Here is an 18384-nt window from a genome sequence, read left to right as displayed (position 1 = left end):
ATTATGTGTTCTATCAAGTTCGACTCAATAACGCACATGTACACCAGAGACAATATTTTCGCCAAGAACCAACGCATCAATAGTTTTCAACTTTCCAAGCTTCATACTTTTGAAGTGGCAGCACGACACAGTTCATTTTCTCTTGCGGCAGAAGAACTCTCCATGACGCCCAGCGCCATCTCTCACCGTATCAACAAGCTCGAAGAAGAACTTGGCATTGCCTTGTTTACCCGCTCTCACCGAAAAATCACGCTCACAGAAGAAGGGGAACGTATTTACCTCGCCTTGAACAGAACACTCAACGAGTTAAATCAAGAGGTAATGGAAGTCAGAAATGGCGAAGTCTCCGGAGAGCTGACGATTTACTCTCGCCCTTCTTTTGCCCAATGTTGGCTTGTACCTAGATTGTATCTATTTAAGCAAAAACACCCTTCCATAGAGCTGAATATTCTAACTGGCAATGAGAACGTCAATTTCCAAGGCTATGGCATCGATGCCGCGATCTATTTCGATGAGCAAATGCCGGAAAAGTTGTGGTCGAAAGAATTGATGAGCGAAGAGATCATCCCGGTCTGCACTCAAACGTATGCAGAACAATTTAACCTATTTGAAAAGCCAGCGAATTTGGTAAACGCCACCCTGCTTCACGACAACCAAGCATGGGACTACAACTCCCATCACGATGAATGGACGCTGTGGGCAAAGGAAAATGGCATAACAGACATTGACGATATTCCAAGCATTTCATTCGACCGTTCCGATTTAGCCGTTAGTGCCGCAATGCATAATGCGGGCGTTGCTATCGGTCGATTATCGCTGGTGGAAAAACGACTTAAATCCGGCGAACTGATCACGCCTTTTAAAAACCAAACTCTGCAATGCAAACAGAAATATTATGTCGTTACGGCTAACGAAAAGCATTCTCGAAAGCTCGAGCTTTTTATTTCTTGGCTGTTCAATGAAGTGGAAGCAAAGCCCTAGTGGATATGCCAAGATGCTTGATTCTTCGAGTCAGCTTCGGCTTGTTTGCTGAATCTGAATAATGGCAGTCTGGATATAAAAAGACCTCGCGGATGGCGAGGTCTTATTGATTAAGGAGCTTAACTTGAGTAGAACTCTCTTTTCTTGCAATACATCTCTTCATCAGCAATGGAAACCAATTTATCCAATGCTGCGGTTTGGCTTGAAGCCCCACCGACAGAAAACTGAATAGCATGACGATGATTATCAGATAACTCGATCCATTTATCTTCTTGAGCCGACTCCAGTTTATTTATTAAGCAGCCAAGTTGCTCTACACCGCAGTTCTTAGCAATCACAGCAAACTCATCACCGCCTATACGATAAAGTTTAGACTCATCATCTAACGCGGTTCGCATGAGCTGAGTACTCTTTGAAATTAGCAAATCACCTCTGTCATGGCCGTAGCTATCATTTAGTTTCTTTAACCCATTAATATCTACAACCAGAATCGACATCGACTTCCACTTTGATTGAGCGACACACTGGCACGCATATTCAAAATCTTCATCAAATGCTTTTCGGTTTGAACATTTAGATAGCTTATCGCGTCTAGCGAAGTCTTCTAACTCTAACCACGAATAGAGCTGTTTCTTAAATAACTCTATCAAAATCACCTCATCTTCGTTGAGGTCACTTTGCCCATAATTAAAGTACCCTAACGTTGCACCCGTCGAAGAACGCATGGTCTTCACTCTTTCACCAGACACCTTATAAAAACTAAAACGCATTTCAGTATTGGGGAATAGCTTATCTAAACCTGTATTAATCACCCCAGGAATCGCGTGGTACCCTATTCCTGCATGGCTAGTCGCAAAGTTGATTAGCGACATTAGCTTCGTTTGATAAGCTTCTTCTCTTGCCAGCATTTCTCTGAGTTCAGCTGTTTTTTCTTCAACTATTAATTCTAGCCCTTGATTGAACTCAGCCAATTGTGCGTTGGAGTCATGAACTTGCTGGTTCGCTTGGCGAAGTGCTTTGTTTCGAACTTCAAGTTCTTCCATATTCGAAGTTAACTGGCACCACATAGAGTCCAATAATGACATTAGCTGTTTGAACTCTTTAAATTGATACCGCTTTGATTCTAAATTGGGTCTTTGGTTGTTCTTAAAGCTTCTGACCACCAATTCCATTTCTTTAATTGGCTGAGTTAACCAGCGGCTTACTAGTATGGCAATACATAAGGTCACAACTAATGTGGCAATAATGATATTCAATAGCTGCTGCTTTGACTTAGTTAGCTCCTGGTTCCTCGCTAGATCAGAGAAAGTATGAACCATTGTTACCGTCAAAGGAGACATAAAGCCCGCACTGTTTATTTCAATGATGCTGAGATTTCGATTAGCTTCCCCTTTGACCTTCTTCAGACTTCCATAATGAAAATCAACACTCTCTTGCGAGAACAAGAAAGGTTGCGATACTTTCATTAGATCTTGATAAGAGATAAGAACCACCAAATACCCTTGGGGTTCATATTCCGAATTCGGTAATAAAGTGTAAGGCAGCAGAGGGCTGACAAAGGCGATTCCCGCTTGTCCTCCTTGCATTACTAAGCTCTCATCGAAGTATGTGGTGTGATGCATCTTCCCTTGCTTATAAACATCTCCGGCAGTTCTTATTTTCTGAAGTAACTTACTCTCTTCTAGGTGATAGACCGAGCCATTACTTTCATACATTGGCTGCCAATTTTTGTCGATGATGTAAGTAGCGCTGACATTGGTTGCCAACTTTTCAAACGTTTGGATTTTTTGCCAAATAATGCTCGAATACAGGACATTGTCCATACCTTGAACTAAAAGCCGATCTTTTGAATACCAGCGTGTTAAGTTTGCAATAAAGGTAAGATCATCCTCGACGGTTTTTCGAATACCTTGGTTGCTATTTTCAAGCTTAAGTGCTTTCTGTGCTAGTAAGTCTTCTTGGTGTTTATCGATCATGCTGGTACCAACCCAATAGGCTGGTAGCAGTGAGCCAATCACCACAATCAGGGTTAAGATACTTCGTAAACTGACCATTACAGTGACTTCCTACGCTGATGTATGTGTTGAGAGTGTTCATTAATGAACTTGACAACAAATTGAGCGGCGTCTTTGGCTGGCATTCCCGCTGTATAGCGTTTGTAACCTCTTATTAGCGCTTCCCAAGTCACTGCCATCTCTACCGTACTTGGCATAGCATAGGCGGGACTTAATTGTTTATATAAATCACTATAGTAAGTGCTGTCAGTGTCATACCATTTGCGATTAATTGACCGATTGGTAGAGATAAGATTCTGATTAATGATTACATCTTCAATAAACGTTGGCTTTTGAACAATAGTAGCTAGAGTGCGCATCGCTTTTCGTTTTTCAGGATTAGCCATTGCCTCAGTGTTGAAAGCCAATACCTTGCCACCACTTAATGAATGCATGTGATGGTTGTTATAAGTTGGTAAGCTACTGACCCTAAGCTCTTTGCTAAAGTGCTGCTTCAACTCACCAAGAGCCCAATCACCATCAATGAGATAAGCCACCTCACCATTAATAAATTGCTCACGAGCTTGATCTTGGGTGCACTTGTCTTTCACAATATTATTGGTTGCAAGTGTTCCATAAAACTTTAACGCTGCCGCTAACGCGCCTACATCGATATCCGTGACTGGCTGCGTCCGATAGTCGGAAAACATAGGAACAAATGCCATCAAGAAATACATATTTGGGTACTGCATGGCTAATGGAAACTCGCCTCGTTTAGCCTCTTCCAATAATGCCTCCCAAGTGGGCTGAACATCTTGAGTCAACTTAGTATTCACATATAGAACTAAGTGATTACCTAAGCCTAAAGGCACGCCATATACGCCCCCATCAACAGTCACTAGTTCTAAAGCTTTGGGCTCCATGCTATCTTCATCTATCCAACTAGATGGTACTTTTGCTAGGTCAAAATAATCGTGTAAACCCAAGAAATCGGAAGGCACCCAAATAACATCTGGAAAAGTGATACTGGTCTGCTTCGCTAACAACAGCTCTGAGCGAATATTATTCACATCAAACTCTCGAATTGCCAACGTGTTGCCAGTCTCCGCTTCAAATCGTTCTTTGATTTCAGCGACCGTTGAATATTCAATACCGCTCCACACTTGGATCTCTTGTCCATGAGCGATAGAAGATAAACAGAACAGGATTGTCAGATAGAGATTTTTCACTAAAGTTCTCATAAGTAAATGGTGCCACAAAAATAGCGAACCTATTATGGTTGTTCAAAGTTCCGCCACAAAAATGTGCGAGTGCTTCCATGAGGGTGCTAATCTCTGAAAAGCAAAAAGCGCCGCAATTGCGACGCTTTCAAAAATTATATCACAGCTCTTAGTTAAGCGTACTTTTGTTCAAACTCGCGCATAAAGTCAACAAGGGCTTGGACACCTTCTAGTGGCATTGCGTTATATATTGAAGCTCGCATACCACCAACCGCACGATGCCCCTTAAGCGCTTTCAACCCCTTCGCATCAGCCAGTTCTAAAAATGTGCCATCAAGTTCTGGTTTCGCTAGTTGGAATGGTACGTTCATCAAAGAGCGGTTCGCAGAGTACACACCATTACGATAGAAGTCTGACTGGTCGATGTAATCGTACAACAGCGCAGCTTTTTCTCGGTTAACTTGCTCTATCGCTTTTACACCGCCCTGTGCTTTTAGCCACTTGAACACAAGCCCAGATAAGTACCAAGCAAATGTTGGCGGCGTATTAAACATCGATTCTTTTTCTGCCAACACTTTGTAGTCAAGAATGCTTGGCAATACATCTTTCGCCAAACCAAGAAGATCATCACGAACAATTGCAATTGCGATGCCTGAAGGACCGATGTTTTTTTGCGCCCCAGCATAAATAACGCCGTATTGAGAGATATCGATTTCGCGAGAAAGAATCGTCGAAGACATATCTGCAACGATTGGCTTATCTGTCACCGGCAAATCATTGATTTCAACACCATCGATGGTTTCGTTCGGACAAAAGTGGACATAGGCTGCGTCTGGTGAGATTTTCCATTCTGTTGCAGGTAGAACCGCCGCTTTACCGTCAATCGTGGTTTTCGCGTTGAACACGTCAGGTTCACAGTACTTTTTCGCTTCTGCCACTGCGCTTTCTGCCCAGTAACCACCATCAATGTAAGTCGCAGTTTCCGAGTTACCCAGTAGGTTTAGTGGAACAGCGGCAAATTGAGCACGAGCACCACCTTGGCAAAACAGTACTTTGTAGTTGTCTGGAATGTTCAGAAGATCACGAAGGTCTTGCTCTGCTTCTTCTGCAACCTTAATGAACTCTTTACTTCGGTGACTGATTTCCATCACTGAAGTACCAAGACCTTGCCAGTTGATTAGCTCCTTTTGTGCTTGCTGCATGACTGCTTTTGGCAGACCTGCTGGCCCTGCACTGAAGTTAAATACGTTGTCCGTATTTTGTTCCATGATGCTCATTGCTCCTGCTAAGTAAAGATTACGAAATTAATATCACGTTTTTGCAGGGATAAAAACAAGAAAAGAGGTCTTACGACCTCTTTTTAAACTGAAAAAGCTAAAAACTTACTTTGTAAACTTCTCTATTGCATCAATGCAGGCATAAGCAGCGCGATTAAAGGAAATTCTTGTCCATTTTCGAACTTCAGTTTCCCATCAGAGATTTCTGCTTTTAGTTCATAGCCACTTTCTGTCTTCTCTAAAAGCTCCATCACCATCAACTCATCAACACCTTCTTGAATGAATGGGTATAAGTTGACCAGTTCATCAGAGAAATAGGTGTTTAGGGAACCAGTAGTCGCTGTCACCAACTTCATTGGGTCTTGCGTAACGTTGTCTGTCCCTTGAGGAATAGATAATTTCCACTGGTTACGGAACTTACCAGCACCAAACGCTAGAGATAGCTCATTGACTGAAAGGTTAAAACCTTTGCTAAATAGTGTATCTACATGCGGCAATAGCTTTTGGATTTCTTGCTCATCCAGCATTGGTGAACTCTGATACATTGACATGATCTGATCGAATGATTGGCTATCAACATCACCAATGGCGAAATCAAGCTTAAAGCTATCCACGTCGGTACCATCAGTAAGACGCATTTTCTGTGCACCCACAACAAGATTGGTGCTCAGCTTATCGCCAGTCTCATTTAGTGATGTCTTCCCACTGTAGTTCGCATTTTCAATGAGAAACATCGGTGTAAGCGTAGAATCAACAACGTCTAACTTCTCTAATGCAAAAGACTGCTCACCTAACCAGTAGCCTTTTGCTTGCTTACCTTTTCCTTCTCCAGATAGCTCTGTTAAATGAATTTCTTCACCATTTTCAAAATCAATCTGAACAGAAGGAACTGATACCTGATAATTCAGATCACCCAGCACTGTTACATTACCGGTTATATGCGCCGGGCTAGAAGAAAGGTGCATCCCCTGAGCTTCATTTTGATAACTCCAGCTGGCTAGATTGAGAGTGAAATCTGTATTCCCATTCAGCTGAGTCGTACTGTGCATGGTTAGCGGTAAAAAATCGGCATCAACTAACTTTGAGTCTGCGGTTAGGCTAGTTAAGCCATGAGACAAATCACTTGTAACATCAAAAGCTGTTGGTAGGCCATCACGCTCAAGCTGGCTTTTAACTTCAGGGTCAACCACCGTATAGCGAGTCAGCACAACGGAAGAAAGGTAACCACGATCGTATTCCACGATTTCGCCCTTCACCATGTCATCATTCATGTTCGCGATGCCATCTTCAATAATCGATTGGCCGATTTGTCCAACGGCTAATGGCCAACATAATGCCAAAGAAATAGCGCCACCAATGGCACCGAATTTTTTTAAGTTTTGCATAGTGTCTTTACTTGATGTGTTTTAACTCAGTCTAACGCAAAGACTAGCCAGTGGAAACATTGAGATAAATCAGACTATTGAGGCTTAGTACCAGTGATAGCTCTATAACCATACTTAGCTCCCAACCGTATTCATTATTTCTTGATATGGTGTTACAGCCAAGTCTTAGCTGGAGCCTTTAGCCCTGTGAATCGATACGCCGTACTTTGTCTAGATAACAACCCTGTCAGTGCAGAGCAGTTTCGCTTAGAGCTCTCTCCTTTGGCGAGTAGGTTTGATATTCATTCTGTAGAGTCCATCGAAGAAGCACAGAGTGCTCTAGAGTATCTAGAAGAAAGGCAACAGAGCGTCGCTCTGGTTATAACCAGTCACCACGCAAACTTAAATGGTGTTGAGTTTTTGATTGGGCTTTCTCGTGCAGCACATACTGAGAAAGCGAGGAAAATACTCATCAGTTGCTCCTCTGATATCGACGCTATTCTTACTGCGGTTAACGAAGGCCGCCTCGACCACTGTCTGACCAAACCTTTGCCAGACCAAGTACTTTTTAACACCGCACAGAAAGAACTGACTCAATTTGTATTGAAGCACGATCGAGACAACCTTCTCAGTTACAGCCAAATACTGGATCAACAAAAGTTGCTCCGCGCGCACATAGAAACCCAAATGAAAAGTTATCAAGCAGGTTTCTTAAACGATTATCATGCGCTATCTGATTTTGAACTTGCAGAACAAGTTATTGGCGCTCTACAAAACTTTTTCGCTGAGAAAGAGGACTCAAATGCTTGTCGCACCTACTCTCCGGAACACTTACTGACAGTAGAGGGGGAGCCGAATACGTTTTTATGGTTTATCACTAGTGGAGAGGTCGCGCTCTACAAGCGTGATGAGCTAGGAATGCAAAGAGAAGTTGTCCGTCATAGCAAAGGTAACATTGTCGGTGGCATGTCTTTCGTGACGGGTGAGAACTCTTTTTCTACTGCGTTGACGCTAACCACAACCAAAGTTATTAAACTGGATAGAAAAGAGTTTCGACAAGTAATGCAAACAGACTCCAACTTGCTTCCTCTGTTTACAAATCTATTGTTGAGGCATTTTAATCGTCGACTTCAACGTAGTATCAACACAAAATTAGAACTGCAAAAAACACTCGAGTCACTCGAGTCAGCACACCAGCAACTCATAGAGAGAGAAAAAATGGCGATGCTGGGGCAACTTGTCGCCGGTGTCGCTCACGAGCTTAATAACCCCATAGCCGCCATTTTAAGGGGTGTAGAAAATCTCACGATGACACTGGAAAAGCTATTAACTCAATCACCAACTCCACCAGAAAGAGCCAAAGGGGTTGCAATATTGCATGATGCTCAAGCCTCTAAACCCTCTTCTACTGCTGAGCTTCGGGCGCGAGTGAATCAGCTGAAACCACATGTCGTCGATAGAAATATTGCAAAAAAAATGGTGAACTTAAATCTTGATGCTGACAGCTCTATGTTGGAATCTTTGGCTTCTGCACCCAGCCAAGCCATCGACACGCTCAACTTATTTGAAAGTTATCATCAGACAGGTTCTGCTTTGCGCTCAATAAACGTTTGTGCTGCACGCATAGCAGATATGGTTAAAAGCCTAAAAGGATATGCACGAGCAGATGATGAAGTGATGCATTCTGTTGACATTCATGAGGGCATTGAAGACACATTGGTGATCTTTGAGAACAAGCTCAAAATGCATACTTTGACTAAGGACTACACCCCAGTTCCGAAAATTCTTTGTCAGCCTATTGCGTTGCAACAAGTTTGGACCAACCTCATTTCCAACGCGATCGATGCCTTCCCAGAAAAAGGCGAGCTCAATATTACCTCAGAAATAAAAGAGAAAGCGAACAAGCGATATATCGTCGTGTCTTTCCAAGACAATGGCGCAGGAATACCTAAGTCTCAACAACAAGCGATATTTGAGCTCAATTTTACGACCAAGAAAGAAGGTAACTTTGGACTTGGGATTGGCCTGTCTATATGCCAGCAAATTGTGTCTGCTCATCACGGATGGATAGAAGTAGATTCTAAGCTCGGAGAGTACACCACGATGACTGTGTGGTTACCGATTAATTCAAAAGGAGAAGAACATGTCTAAGTATCTAATTTTATGTGTTGATGATGAAAGAGAGGTCTTGGATAGCGTACTTCAAGATCTTGCTGTGTTTGAAGATAACTTTGTGATTGAAGGAGCAGAATCGGTTACAGAAGCGAAAGAAGTGATCGCAGAAATGAAGGGGGAAGGTATCAAGCTTGCGCTTATTCTATGTGATCATATCATGCCAGAACAAACTGGTATTAGCTTCTTGATTGAACTAAATCAAGCAGATGACACTCGCGTTGCTCGCAAGGTACTGCTCACTGGTCAAGCTGGGTTAGAAGACACCGTTGAAGCAGTAAATAATGCAAGCCTTGACTATTACGTAGCAAAGCCTTGGCGGGGAGACGAACTCCGTTCTGCATTAGTTCAACAGCTAACCACTTTTATGATTCAGCACGATGATAATTTGCTCTCTTGGGTTTCGATATTGGACTCTGAAGCAATACTAAATGCCATGTCTGAACGAAGAACCAGTTTCGGAGAGTAAATTAACTTTGAACAAACTCACATTCGGATAGAGGTTACACTATTCCGCTGGCACTTTATTTGCTTGAGTATCGTTAAAATGACAAATGTTCGACACAATTTTATTGGTCGTAGCGCCATGTTTTGATTATGATGTCGAACAATCTAGATAAGGTTCAATTATTTATTGGACCAACGGAATGACAACTAACAAGGTTTATCGTTGATTATGCGTAAAACACTTTTAGCAGCAGCACTTCTGCTAGCATCAAGTCAAGTAATGGCTTATGAAGATCGTGATAGCTCAGCTACCATGAGCAACTTTAGTTACGACTATTTCGAAGCGCGTATCGGCGCTAGCCCTGTTACTTTTGGTGCAGGTTTCAGCAAGTCGATCCACCCAAATGCACATGTTATTGCTCGCATCGACTCCGAGTTTGACGGTGATTTTGATTCAGCAGCGGGCTTCGGCTTCCACTCTCCAGTAAACAACTGGGCAGACTTAACTGGCGCGATGCTGATGCGAGTTGTTCAACCTTCATCTTCAAGCAGTGCGGATGTTGGTATGGAGCTAAACCTAGGCGTTCGTCAGTGGTTAGGCCCTCAGCTAGAGGTTGGTGGTAAAGTCGGCTACGTTTCTATCGATAACGACGATGATTGGATGGGCTCTGCTTATGCTCGCTTCCACTCAACAGAGCTATTCTCTCTAGGTGCAGAAGCAAGAATCAATGATTTCTATGGTGACCAGTTTATGTTCACTACTCGCTTTAAGTTCTAAGCTTCTATCATAAATAACAAAGCCGAGGTGAATCCTACCTCGGCTTTTTTGATCTATTGCAGTGGAGTGACTACGTACTTAAACATCCTTATCAAGACGCAGCTCTCATCCTTTTATTGACTCGCTAACTCCACTTAAAATCAATAAAATCAATCTATTGACAAAGAGACAATAGCTGTTTCTTTCTTGGCTCTTGGATAAGCTTCCAATGAACGCCATCTACCGCTCCGGCAAATTTCCAAAGCAATTTCAGATCAACATCACTGCCGTAAGCCGCTCGAACTTTATTGAAAACTTCTACTGGCCCCAAAGCTAAGAATGTTTCAACATCATCAATGCCTGCTTTCTTAACCATGCGCTCAAGCGTAAGTTGCATATTCGGTAAATCACGCAACCTTTTACTAGCAGAGGATTTTTGAAACTCTCGCTCTTGAACAGAATATGCTATTGACTTAACAACGAGCTTATCTAGCTCAGGTGCTCGGGATTCAAACAGTTCTGTAACGTCGTAGTAATTTACTGTGGCCGTTGTTTGCTTTTTAACGTGTTTGTATTTCTCACATTCCAATTCGACAAATATTTGGTCTAGTTCTTTTCCGCCGCGAAGGTAGCAGCAGTCATTGCTCACTAATGCAAACATGGCATCGTCACTAAAAAGCCCTATACCACCGAACATGGAGCGCTTTTGGAACGATTTAAATTTTTTTATATAAGTAAAAAAAGCTTGGTCTGTCATTTCCTTTGACCTCTTAATCTGAATAAATTACCCCGATTAGCGATGTCACCAGATAAAACAGCAGCTTATAGCGAAAAATTGTCAGTTTGTTGGCGATATTTTGTGATTTGTGCTCACCAACTTTCCTAATCATACTTAACGTTGAAAAATAAGTTAGGATCTGTGTCACAGATAGAAAAGTATAAATACATGATACGTGATTGGTTTCACACTACATCTTTTGTGACGATGTTTTTTTGACACTTAATACAACAAACATCCGTCAAGTTGGTGATTTAGCATCCAAATACGCCACCCAATTACGCAATCAATTGATAATAGACTTTAGTCGAGGGTACACTGTACGAAAGCTCTCCAGCACAGCATTTTATGGAACATTTATCATTTTACTGGCTACCACAAAATAAAGAAAAACTAATAAAATCCCTTGAAAGCGATTTTTCACACTTAGTAAAACAGTCGATTTCAACAGGCAAAATATCACTTCCCCCTATTCCGGATGTGGTACTGAAGATTCAACAGCTTTGTACCGAAGAAAATACCGCGATCTCCGATATTGCTAACTGCTTAATTGAAGATCCTGGATTAGCCGCTGTTGTTCTAAGAGTGGCCAACTCCGTGATTTTCAACCGACGCAATATCACCTGCAATGATCTGACAACAGCAGTATCTCGACTAGGGATCCTTCGAGTCCGTGATATCGTCACCGCGCAAGCCATCGAACAACTCAAACACTCAGTTAACCTTACCAACGAATGTAATTCGATCTTAAGAAAAAGCGCGGCTGTATCACGAGAGCTTGGCGCGACTATGGTTCTGGTCGTGCAGCATTTCAAAAAGCATGAGCCAGATTGCTATGCTTATTTGGAACAAGAAAAAGCGTTACTTGTCGGTTTGCTAGCTGACATTGGTTTATTCTGTTTAGTTAATGAGTACCACCTTTACTTGGACCGAGGCAATTACCTCGATAGCGATATTGCGCTACAGATCTTCCAAACACGCTGTTCTGCCACCAGCAAACTAGTTCTGGAGAAGTGGGGCTTTGATAACGATTTCAGTGAAGTTTCTTCCAATGAAAAGCTGACCCCACACCGTCCTGAAGTCAGCTATCTTGATGTTGCCCGTATCGCGAATCACCTTCTAATGTTCCGAAACCAAGACGAACGTATAGATGAACATGAAGTAGAGTTTAATTTGACTGGAGCAGAGGTACTGTTTGAATTAAGTAATACCAGCGATGACGATTTCCAAAATATGATTAAGGAAGTGCTTCACGCAAGTGGTCTTTAGAGACATATCACACTACAATACGCTCAATTTACTACTTCATAATTACTAGGAAATTGAGGGTTTTATGTTCTCAGGGATGTTGTTTATATTTGCCCCTCTTGTCGTTGGCTATCTGATTCCAATTTCGCAAGCTTCGTTGCTCGCTAGAATTAATGCCGCTACGTCAAATCTAATCTACGTCATTCTCGCGCTAATGGGCCTTAGCCTTGCGGCGCTTGATAACCTCAGCACCAACTTGCAGTCTATATTGCTCTATGCTGGTACGTTTTTTGTCTGTTTGAGCACTTGTAACCTTCTTGCTCTTCCTCTGATTGACAAGCTGCTACCGCTTAGAACAGACGCTCAACACAAAGCATTACCTTTATCATCGATGGCAATGGAGTCCGTTAAGTTGGTATTGGTTGTAGGTGGAGGGTTGCTAGCAGGCCTTATATTACCTATTGGACTTGAGTGGGTGGATACCGCTAGTGAATGGATTCTTTTCCTTCTACTATTTTTCATTGGTATTCAATTACGTAATAGCGGACTTACTTTGCGTCAAATTTTGCTTAATAAGCAAGGCATGGCCATTGCTTCTTTGGTAATAATGACATGTATGTTAGGTGGAGTTATCGCTGGGTTCCTATTAGATATTCCTCTCTACCAAGCCCTTGCGATGTCATCAGGCTTTGGTTGGTATTCGTTGGCAGGGATTCTTATGGGCGATGCTTTTGGCCCTGTATTTGGTGGCGCATCTTTTCTAATTGAACTTATGCGAGAACTCGTCGCTCTTGTCGCAATACCTCTTCTTATAAGAAGTTATCCATGTACTTCTATCGGATATGCGGGTGCAACCGCTATGGACTTTACTCTACCAGTCATTCAAACGACAGGTGGCGTCCGCTGTGTGCCTATCGCAATTGTTAGTGGCTTTATTCTCAGCTTATTAGTCCCTGTCATGATGCTGTTCTTTGTGTCACTTGCTAGCTAGATCTCAGGTTTTTTCTTTAACATCTATTACAATGCGGCAAAATATTATAAAACGCTAATACTTGCCGCTATGTATCTCACTGAGATAAGAATGTGAATTCATGGCAGGTATGCCAATTAAAAGTTGCTTAATGCAACAGCCCAAAAGGAAATAGAATGAAACGCTTTGTAGTAGCAGCCTTGCTTGCTTCTTGCTCAGGCTACACTTTCGCTGCAGATCAGCAATGTCTCGCTCAAAAATACGATTCCTATATCGATGCTTCACTACAATGGTATCAGGACTTAGTGGACCTAACAGTGACTCAATATCCCGACCTAGATGAGGTTAGTAATTGGTTTTTAGAGGGACGTAAGCATCACTTCGAACTAAACCGACAAGCCGTACATTATTTTTTAGAAAATGACCCAAGCAGAGTAGCAACAGGTCAGCCAGTCGAAGCTTGGCTAAAGCTCGATCAGCATGATGTCAAACAGCTTGCGACTCGAAATGATGACCTAGGTAAGGCAGCACAAAAAACGTTTTCTGACCGACAGTCTGCAAATCATGAGAAGAATTATGATCTTCGCTCAGCATTTGCTGATCTCCTAAGCCATCCAAAGCAAATTGATGCTGCACTGAACAAATACAATCAGTCCATTAGTAAAATCGAAAAGCAAAAGTGTGATTAAACACTCCCTGTTTTTCATTTCAGCAAATTGGTTTTCAACAATTAAAACGGGACTTTGCTCCCGTTTTGGTTTAGATTGTTGCGCTCGTCTTACTAATATAATTACAAATAATTCTTGCCATGGTTAAGGAACAAAAAACCGCAGATGTTAGCTTTGAGAGCTTGTTAAAGATCTTCACTATTCCTGAAGGGCCAGACTCAACGTTAACTAAAATCGAAGAGAGCTTGTCTCAAAATCTAAACCAGTTTCTACGCGAGCATATCGTGGCAGAAGAAAAGCCTTTGCGTGAAATTGAAAAAGACTTTTCTTCTGCTCAGATTCCTGAGCAGCCAGAGTTCGTCTCTGATCATACCGAGCACTTGTTAGATACGCTCGTCTCGCACTCAGTACACACCTCTGCACCAAGCTTTATTGGACACATGACTTCTGCCCTGCCGTATTTTTTAATGCCGCTGTCAAAGATCATGATTGCTCTAAACCAAAACTTGGTGAAAATTGAAACATCAAAAGCATTCACTCCACTTGAACGTCAAGTTCTCGGTATGCTCCATCGACTTATATACGGTCAGGACGATAAGTTTTACGCAAAGTGGATGCACAGCGCGAAACACTCTCTTGGTGCGTTTTGCTCTGGTGGTACTATCGCCAATATTACCGCTCTTTGGGTTGCGCGAAATAAAGCGCTAAAAGCAGACGGCACTTTCAAAGGCGTAGAAAAAGAAGGCCTCTTCAAAGCCATGAAACATTATGGCTATGAAGGTTTAGCAATCTTAGTTTCAGAGCGCGGCCACTACTCTCTAAAAAAAGCAGCTGATGTGCTCGGGTTGGGCCAAGAAGGCCTAGTTGCAATCAAAACAGATGGCGCTAATCGTATCGTTCCGTCCGACTTAAGAGCAAAAATTGCTGAGCTTGAAGCCCAGAAAATTAAACCAATTGCAGTTGTCGGTGTGGCTGGAACGACTGAAACTGGCACGATTGACCCTCTTGAAGAAATTGCACAGGTATGTAAACAACATGATTGTCATTTCCATGTCGATGCCGCATGGGGCGGCGCGACATTAATGTCAAACCACTACCGCAAGCTACTTGCTGGCGTTGAATTAGCCGATTCTGTGACCATTGACGCGCACAAGCAACTTTATATCCCTATGGGCGCTGGTATGGTTCTATTTAAAGACCCTGATGCGATGAAATCTATTGAACACCACGCTCAATATATTCTACGTAAAGGTTCAAAGGATCTTGGTAGTCATACTCTGGAAGGCTCCCGTTCTGGCATGGCGATGTTGGTCTATGCGGCAATGCATATCATCAGCCGCCCAGGCTATGAGTTACTCATTGACCAGAGCATTGAGAAAGCGCGTTACTTTGCTGATTTGATCAAAGAACAGGCAGACTTTGAGCTTGTTTCCGAACCAGAACTTTGCCTGCTTACTTACCGTTACTTGCCAGAAAGTTATCGGGATGCTCTTGCACAAGCAGATGGCATCCAGCGTGAAAAGCTCAATGAGCTTATCAACCAGCTAACTCAATTTATTCAGAAGCGCCAGCGTGAAACTGGTAAGTCTTTCGTGTCTCGGACTCGGTTGAACCCAGAAAAATGGCAGCGAATGAATACCATCGTATTTCGTGTCGTTCTTGCTAACCCTCTTACAAGCAGGGATATCCTTTCATCGGTGCTTGATGAGCAGCGAGAGATCGCGACACAAGCCCCAACCCTTACTGGAAAGATTCAAGAATTAGTCGATAAGATTCTGAATCAATAAGGCTCCGATTGAGTTACATTGAATTGAAATTTTCTTTCTTTTTGATGTAACTCAAACATCATTATTGTGCCACTTGAGGCGAATACCACCCCTTCTACATTCAATTCTGTAGTTTTTACAAAATTTTGTTTGAGGCTTGTCAAATTCTCACTAAATAGTAACCGTATTTGTTTTAGCCAGATTGAGGATCGGGTTTATACTAATTTTATGGCGCTGGTAGTTTTCGTTAACGCCTCAGTACAGATTGAAACTGACGTATTTCTTGCCGTTAACAGAGCCAGCGAGTTGTTCTCTTACCCTCGTGAACACTATGAATACATTAGAAAAAATTCAAAAAAACCTGGAGAATTTCAGTAAGTCGGAACGCAAGGTTGCAGAAGTAATCATGGCGTCACCACAAACTGCGATTCATTCAAGCATTGCAACGTTAGCTAAAATGGCTGACGTAAGTGAGCCCACTGTAAACCGTTTCTGTCGTCGTCTGGATACCAAAGGTTTCCCAGATTTTAAGCTTCACCTTGCACAAAGCCTTGCTAATGGTACGCCTTACGTAAACCGTAATGTTGAAGAAGACGACGGCCCAGATGCCTACACCCATAAGATTTTCGAATCAACAATGGCGTGTTTAGATGTCGCGAAAAACAGCCTTGATGCGATGCAAGTTAACCGCGCAGTTGATCTTCTGACCCAAGCGAAGCGCATTTCATTCTTCGGTCTAGGTGCTTCCTCTTCTGTGGCGCGTGACGCTCAAAACAAGTTTATTCGCTTCAACATTCCAATTACTTGTTTCGAAGACATCGTAATGCAACGTATGAGCTGCATTAACTGCAGTGACAATGACGTTATCGTTTTGATTTCTCACACCGGTCGTACTAAGAGCCAAGTTGAGATTGCAAATCTTGCTCGTGAAAACGGTGCGACGGTGATTGCCATCACAGCGAAAGACTCGCCGCTAGAGAAAGCAAGTTCACTGGCTATCACGCTAGATGTACCTGAAGACACAGACGTGTACATGCCAATGGCAAGTCGCGTAGTACAAATGACGGTCATCGATGTTCTAGCAACCGGTTTCACGCTGCGCCGAGGCACTGGCTTCCGTGAAAACCTTAAACGCGTAAAAGACGCACTGAAAGACAGCCGTTACGACAAGCTAAGTCAGTACTAACGAATTAACAAAGGGGAGCCGAATAGCTCCCCTTTGCGTTTCTAACCCAAGCGTAATTCTATTGATTCACATCCGATAGATCAGTGCGAGATTCCAGCACCTCCACGGAACTCACATGATGCGAACTCTCCCCTATGCACGCATCGCTGCAATCACACACTTGGCGAAGAATGTACACTAATCGATCTTGTGTAAGTGGTAATGGGTTGCCTTTGATAGCGACCGATTTCAGTGCATCATCGGCGACTTGCTCAAACGACGTCTGACACACACCAAATTTTCCTAACTGAGGTAGCTCAAGTTTATCCAGCACCATTCTCACCCAAAGTACGCCATCGTGCTCATTGGCATTGGTTCTGTCTGTAACGAGCTGTGCCAATCGCTTGTAACGGCTAATCACATCACTACGTCCTGCTTTCCTCGCCGCATTTATATTCTCATGCATGACATGAGGAGCCAAACGGGCAGTAATAACACTATGGGGCGCATCGAGCTTGCCTCCCAATGCTGAAGCTAAACCATGTGCCGCACCAAGCTTAGCGTTAGTGATGGCCATCCCACCTAAAAGTGCCGCAAAAGAAAGATCTGCACGAGCTTTGTGACAGTCTTGTTTACACCCTGCTATTACCGAGCGGCTTAGCCGACGTAACCCTTCCTCACAAACCATGTCAGTGAGCGGATTCGGGTCACCACATACATAAGCTTCCATCAGGTGAGTAAACGCATCCATTGCGCCGCGACCCGAGGTATATTGATCAGTGCCATAAGTTAAGGTTGGATCGACTATCGCAACGTCGGCAAGCATTTCTGGGCTTCTCAAGCTGACTTTCACTTGGTCTTGCCCCGATTTAAGCACTGCATTTCTGGTCACTTCCGAGCCGGTACTGGCCGTGGTTGGAATGGCAATAAAGTGAATCGGTTTGGTTTTTAAAGGAACATTTCTACCTACTACTTCGACATAGTCGTAGACGTCACCTTGGTTAGGAATAATCGCCGCGAGCGCTTTACCCATATCAATGACACTTCCCCCACCAATCGCGATAACCATATCAGGCTGGAACTTGCGTCCAAGTACTGCGGTTTCTTCAACCATAGTAATGTTGGGCTCACCATTGATGGCGACATGCTGATAGCGCATATTTTGCGCTTTTAGATAGTTAACAATAGGTGTGGCACGCTGCGTATCTTTACCAGTCACCAGTAAAACGCTGTAGCCAAATTGATTGATTACAGACAGCGAAGATTGGAGCGCCCCCTCGCCGAAGATAATCCGTGTCGCAGTCATAAACTGAAACATACACTTCCTCCCCAAAACAACAACTCACACTAGAGTGCTATGCTTTGCACCAAAATAAATTGACCAAGTGCACCTTGTGCCATTAATAACCCTTCTAAAAGTATGTTTTTATGCGTCACTTCACACGCTTAACAGCGTTGAATTCTATGGTTGAATAAGGAAATAACCCCACCTTTCTTGGCTTTAAGCCAAACTCGTGTTCAGTTTTTACACGATAGATTTCACCTATCGAGACAAGAGGTAATTGCTGCTTTATTTC

General features: G+C 42.9%; 15 protein-coding genes. 9 read left to right on the top strand and 6 right to left on the bottom strand.

Annotated features, from left to right (window positions below; genetic code table 11):
* Window positions 1–36: 36 nt before the first annotated feature.
* Window positions 37–981 carry a DNA-binding transcriptional regulator DsdC gene (dsdC, locus tag BSZ04_RS14230; RefSeq protein ID WP_088881605.1) on the top strand — a complete coding sequence of 315 codons (945 nt, stop codon included), beginning with the start codon at window positions 37–39 and terminating at the stop codon, window positions 979–981.
* Between the two features lie 119 nt (window positions 982–1100).
* Here dsdC and BSZ04_RS14225 read toward each other — a convergent pair whose 3' ends face one another.
* The 4 genes from BSZ04_RS14225 to BSZ04_RS14210 all read right to left on the bottom strand — a co-directional run bounded on the left by BSZ04_RS14225 (window position 1101) and on the right by BSZ04_RS14210 (window position 6857).
* Complete coding sequence (locus BSZ04_RS14225) at window positions 1101–3035, bottom strand: sensor domain-containing diguanylate cyclase (RefSeq protein WP_088880626.1); 1935 nt, start codon at window positions 3033–3035, stop codon at window positions 1101–1103.
* Window positions 3035–4204 carry a sugar ABC transporter substrate-binding protein gene (locus BSZ04_RS14220; RefSeq protein WP_231896316.1) on the bottom strand — a complete coding sequence of 390 codons (1170 nt, stop codon included), beginning with the start codon at window positions 4202–4204 and terminating at the stop codon, window positions 3035–3037. The genes BSZ04_RS14225 and BSZ04_RS14220 overlap by 1 nt, the downstream gene beginning before the upstream one ends.
* Window positions 4205–4368: 164 nt before the next feature.
* The gene (gene serC / locus BSZ04_RS14215; protein WP_162531061.1) at window positions 4369–5463 is read right to left on the bottom strand and encodes a 3-phosphoserine/phosphohydroxythreonine transaminase; all 1095 of its coding nucleotides are present in this window, start codon (window positions 5461–5463) and stop codon (window positions 4369–4371) included.
* Between the two features lie 131 nt (window positions 5464–5594).
* Window positions 5595–6857, bottom strand: coding sequence for a DUF945 family protein (locus BSZ04_RS14210; protein ID WP_010448589.1), 1263 nt, complete (start codon window positions 6855–6857; stop codon window positions 5595–5597).
* Window positions 6858–7043: 186 nt separating this feature from the next.
* On the opposite strand from BSZ04_RS14210, the gene BSZ04_RS14205 reads away from it, so the two are divergent.
* The 3 genes from BSZ04_RS14205 to BSZ04_RS14195 all read left to right on the top strand — a co-directional run bounded on the left by BSZ04_RS14205 (window position 7044) and on the right by BSZ04_RS14195 (window position 10233).
* Window positions 7044–8987, top strand: a complete 1944-nt coding sequence (locus BSZ04_RS14205) for an ATP-binding protein (RefSeq protein WP_088880624.1) — start codon at window positions 7044–7046, stop codon at window positions 8985–8987.
* Window positions 8980–9477: a response regulator gene (locus BSZ04_RS14200; protein WP_010448586.1), complete on the top strand. Its 498-nt coding sequence runs from the start codon at window positions 8980–8982 to the stop codon at window positions 9475–9477. Before BSZ04_RS14205 ends, BSZ04_RS14200 begins: the two co-directional genes overlap by 8 nt.
* Window positions 9478–9684: 207 nt before the next feature.
* Window positions 9685–10233: a hypothetical protein gene (locus BSZ04_RS14195; RefSeq protein WP_088880623.1), complete on the top strand. Its 549-nt coding sequence runs from the start codon at window positions 9685–9687 to the stop codon at window positions 10231–10233.
* Between the two features lie 154 nt (window positions 10234–10387).
* Here the strand turns inward: BSZ04_RS14195 and BSZ04_RS14190 are convergent, their stop codons facing one another.
* Window positions 10388–10969, bottom strand: a complete 582-nt coding sequence (locus BSZ04_RS14190) for a TfoX/Sxy family DNA transformation protein (protein WP_088880622.1) — start codon at window positions 10967–10969, stop codon at window positions 10388–10390.
* Between the two features lie 369 nt (window positions 10970–11338).
* Between BSZ04_RS14190 and BSZ04_RS14185 the strand changes: the two genes are divergently transcribed.
* The 5 genes from BSZ04_RS14185 (at window position 11339) to BSZ04_RS14165 (ending at window position 16828) form a co-directional block, all read left to right on the top strand.
* Window positions 11339–12259, top strand: a complete 921-nt coding sequence (locus BSZ04_RS14185) for an HDOD domain-containing protein (protein ID WP_088880621.1) — start codon at window positions 11339–11341, stop codon at window positions 12257–12259.
* A 64-nt stretch (window positions 12260–12323) separates the two neighbouring features.
* Window positions 12324–13229: a LysO family transporter gene (locus BSZ04_RS14180; protein ID WP_088880620.1), complete on the top strand. Its 906-nt coding sequence runs from the start codon at window positions 12324–12326 to the stop codon at window positions 13227–13229.
* Window positions 13230–13384: 155 nt separating this feature from the next.
* On the top strand, window positions 13385–13897 hold the full coding sequence (locus BSZ04_RS14175; RefSeq protein ID WP_038884533.1) for a hypothetical protein: 513 nt from the start codon (window positions 13385–13387) through the stop codon (window positions 13895–13897).
* 119 nt (window positions 13898–14016) lie between these two features.
* Window positions 14017–15663 carry a pyridoxal-dependent aspartate 1-decarboxylase PanP gene (gene panP / locus BSZ04_RS14170; RefSeq protein ID WP_045388461.1) on the top strand — a complete coding sequence of 549 codons (1647 nt, stop codon included), beginning with the start codon at window positions 14017–14019 and terminating at the stop codon, window positions 15661–15663.
* A gap of 310 nt (window positions 15664–15973) precedes the next feature.
* Window positions 15974–16828, top strand: coding sequence for a MurR/RpiR family transcriptional regulator (locus tag BSZ04_RS14165; RefSeq protein ID WP_005444542.1), 855 nt, complete (start codon window positions 15974–15976; stop codon window positions 16826–16828).
* 58 nt (window positions 16829–16886) lie between these two features.
* On the opposite strand, the gene BSZ04_RS14160 is transcribed toward BSZ04_RS14165, so the two are convergent.
* The gene (locus BSZ04_RS14160) at window positions 16887–18125 is read right to left on the bottom strand and encodes an iron-containing alcohol dehydrogenase (protein ID WP_088880619.1); all 1239 of its coding nucleotides are present in this window, start codon (window positions 18123–18125) and stop codon (window positions 16887–16889) included.
* Window positions 18126–18384 lie beyond the last annotated feature (259 nt).

This window comes from Vibrio rotiferianus (genome assembly GCF_002214395.1).
GTDB classification, from domain to species: domain Bacteria; phylum Pseudomonadota; class Gammaproteobacteria; order Enterobacterales; family Vibrionaceae; genus Vibrio; species Vibrio rotiferianus.
Note: the sequence above shows the minus strand (reverse complement) of the source record. Positions and strands in the feature narration are given on the sequence as shown.

Coding starts and splice junctions, on each gene's coding strand:
- dsdC (WP_088881605.1), top strand. CDS start 37: ATGTACACCAGAGACAATATTTTCGCCAAGAACCAACGCATCAATAGT.
- BSZ04_RS14225 (WP_088880626.1), bottom strand. CDS start 3,035: ATGGTCAGTTTACGAAGTATCTTAACCCTGATTGTGGTGATTGGCTCA.
- serC (WP_162531061.1), bottom strand. CDS start 5,463: ATGGAACAAAATACGGACAACGTATTTAACTTCAGTGCAGGGCCAGCA.
- BSZ04_RS14210 (WP_010448589.1), bottom strand. CDS start 6,857: ATGCAAAACTTAAAAAAATTCGGTGCCATTGGTGGCGCTATTTCTTTG.
- BSZ04_RS14200 (WP_010448586.1), top strand. CDS start 8,980: ATGTCTAAGTATCTAATTTTATGTGTTGATGATGAAAGAGAGGTCTTG.
- BSZ04_RS14195 (WP_088880623.1), top strand. CDS start 9,685: ATGCGTAAAACACTTTTAGCAGCAGCACTTCTGCTAGCATCAAGTCAA.
- BSZ04_RS14190 (WP_088880622.1), bottom strand. CDS start 10,969: ATGACAGACCAAGCTTTTTTTACTTATATAAAAAAATTTAAATCGTTC.
- BSZ04_RS14185 (WP_088880621.1), top strand. CDS start 11,339: ATGGAACATTTATCATTTTACTGGCTACCACAAAATAAAGAAAAACTA.
- BSZ04_RS14180 (WP_088880620.1), top strand. CDS start 12,324: ATGTTCTCAGGGATGTTGTTTATATTTGCCCCTCTTGTCGTTGGCTAT.
- BSZ04_RS14175 (WP_038884533.1), top strand. CDS start 13,385: ATGAAACGCTTTGTAGTAGCAGCCTTGCTTGCTTCTTGCTCAGGCTAC.
- panP (WP_045388461.1), top strand. CDS start 14,017: ATGGTTAAGGAACAAAAAACCGCAGATGTTAGCTTTGAGAGCTTGTTA.
- BSZ04_RS14165 (WP_005444542.1), top strand. CDS start 15,974: ATGAATACATTAGAAAAAATTCAAAAAAACCTGGAGAATTTCAGTAAG.
- BSZ04_RS14160 (WP_088880619.1), bottom strand. CDS start 18,125: ATGTTTCAGTTTATGACTGCGACACGGATTATCTTCGGCGAGGGGGCG.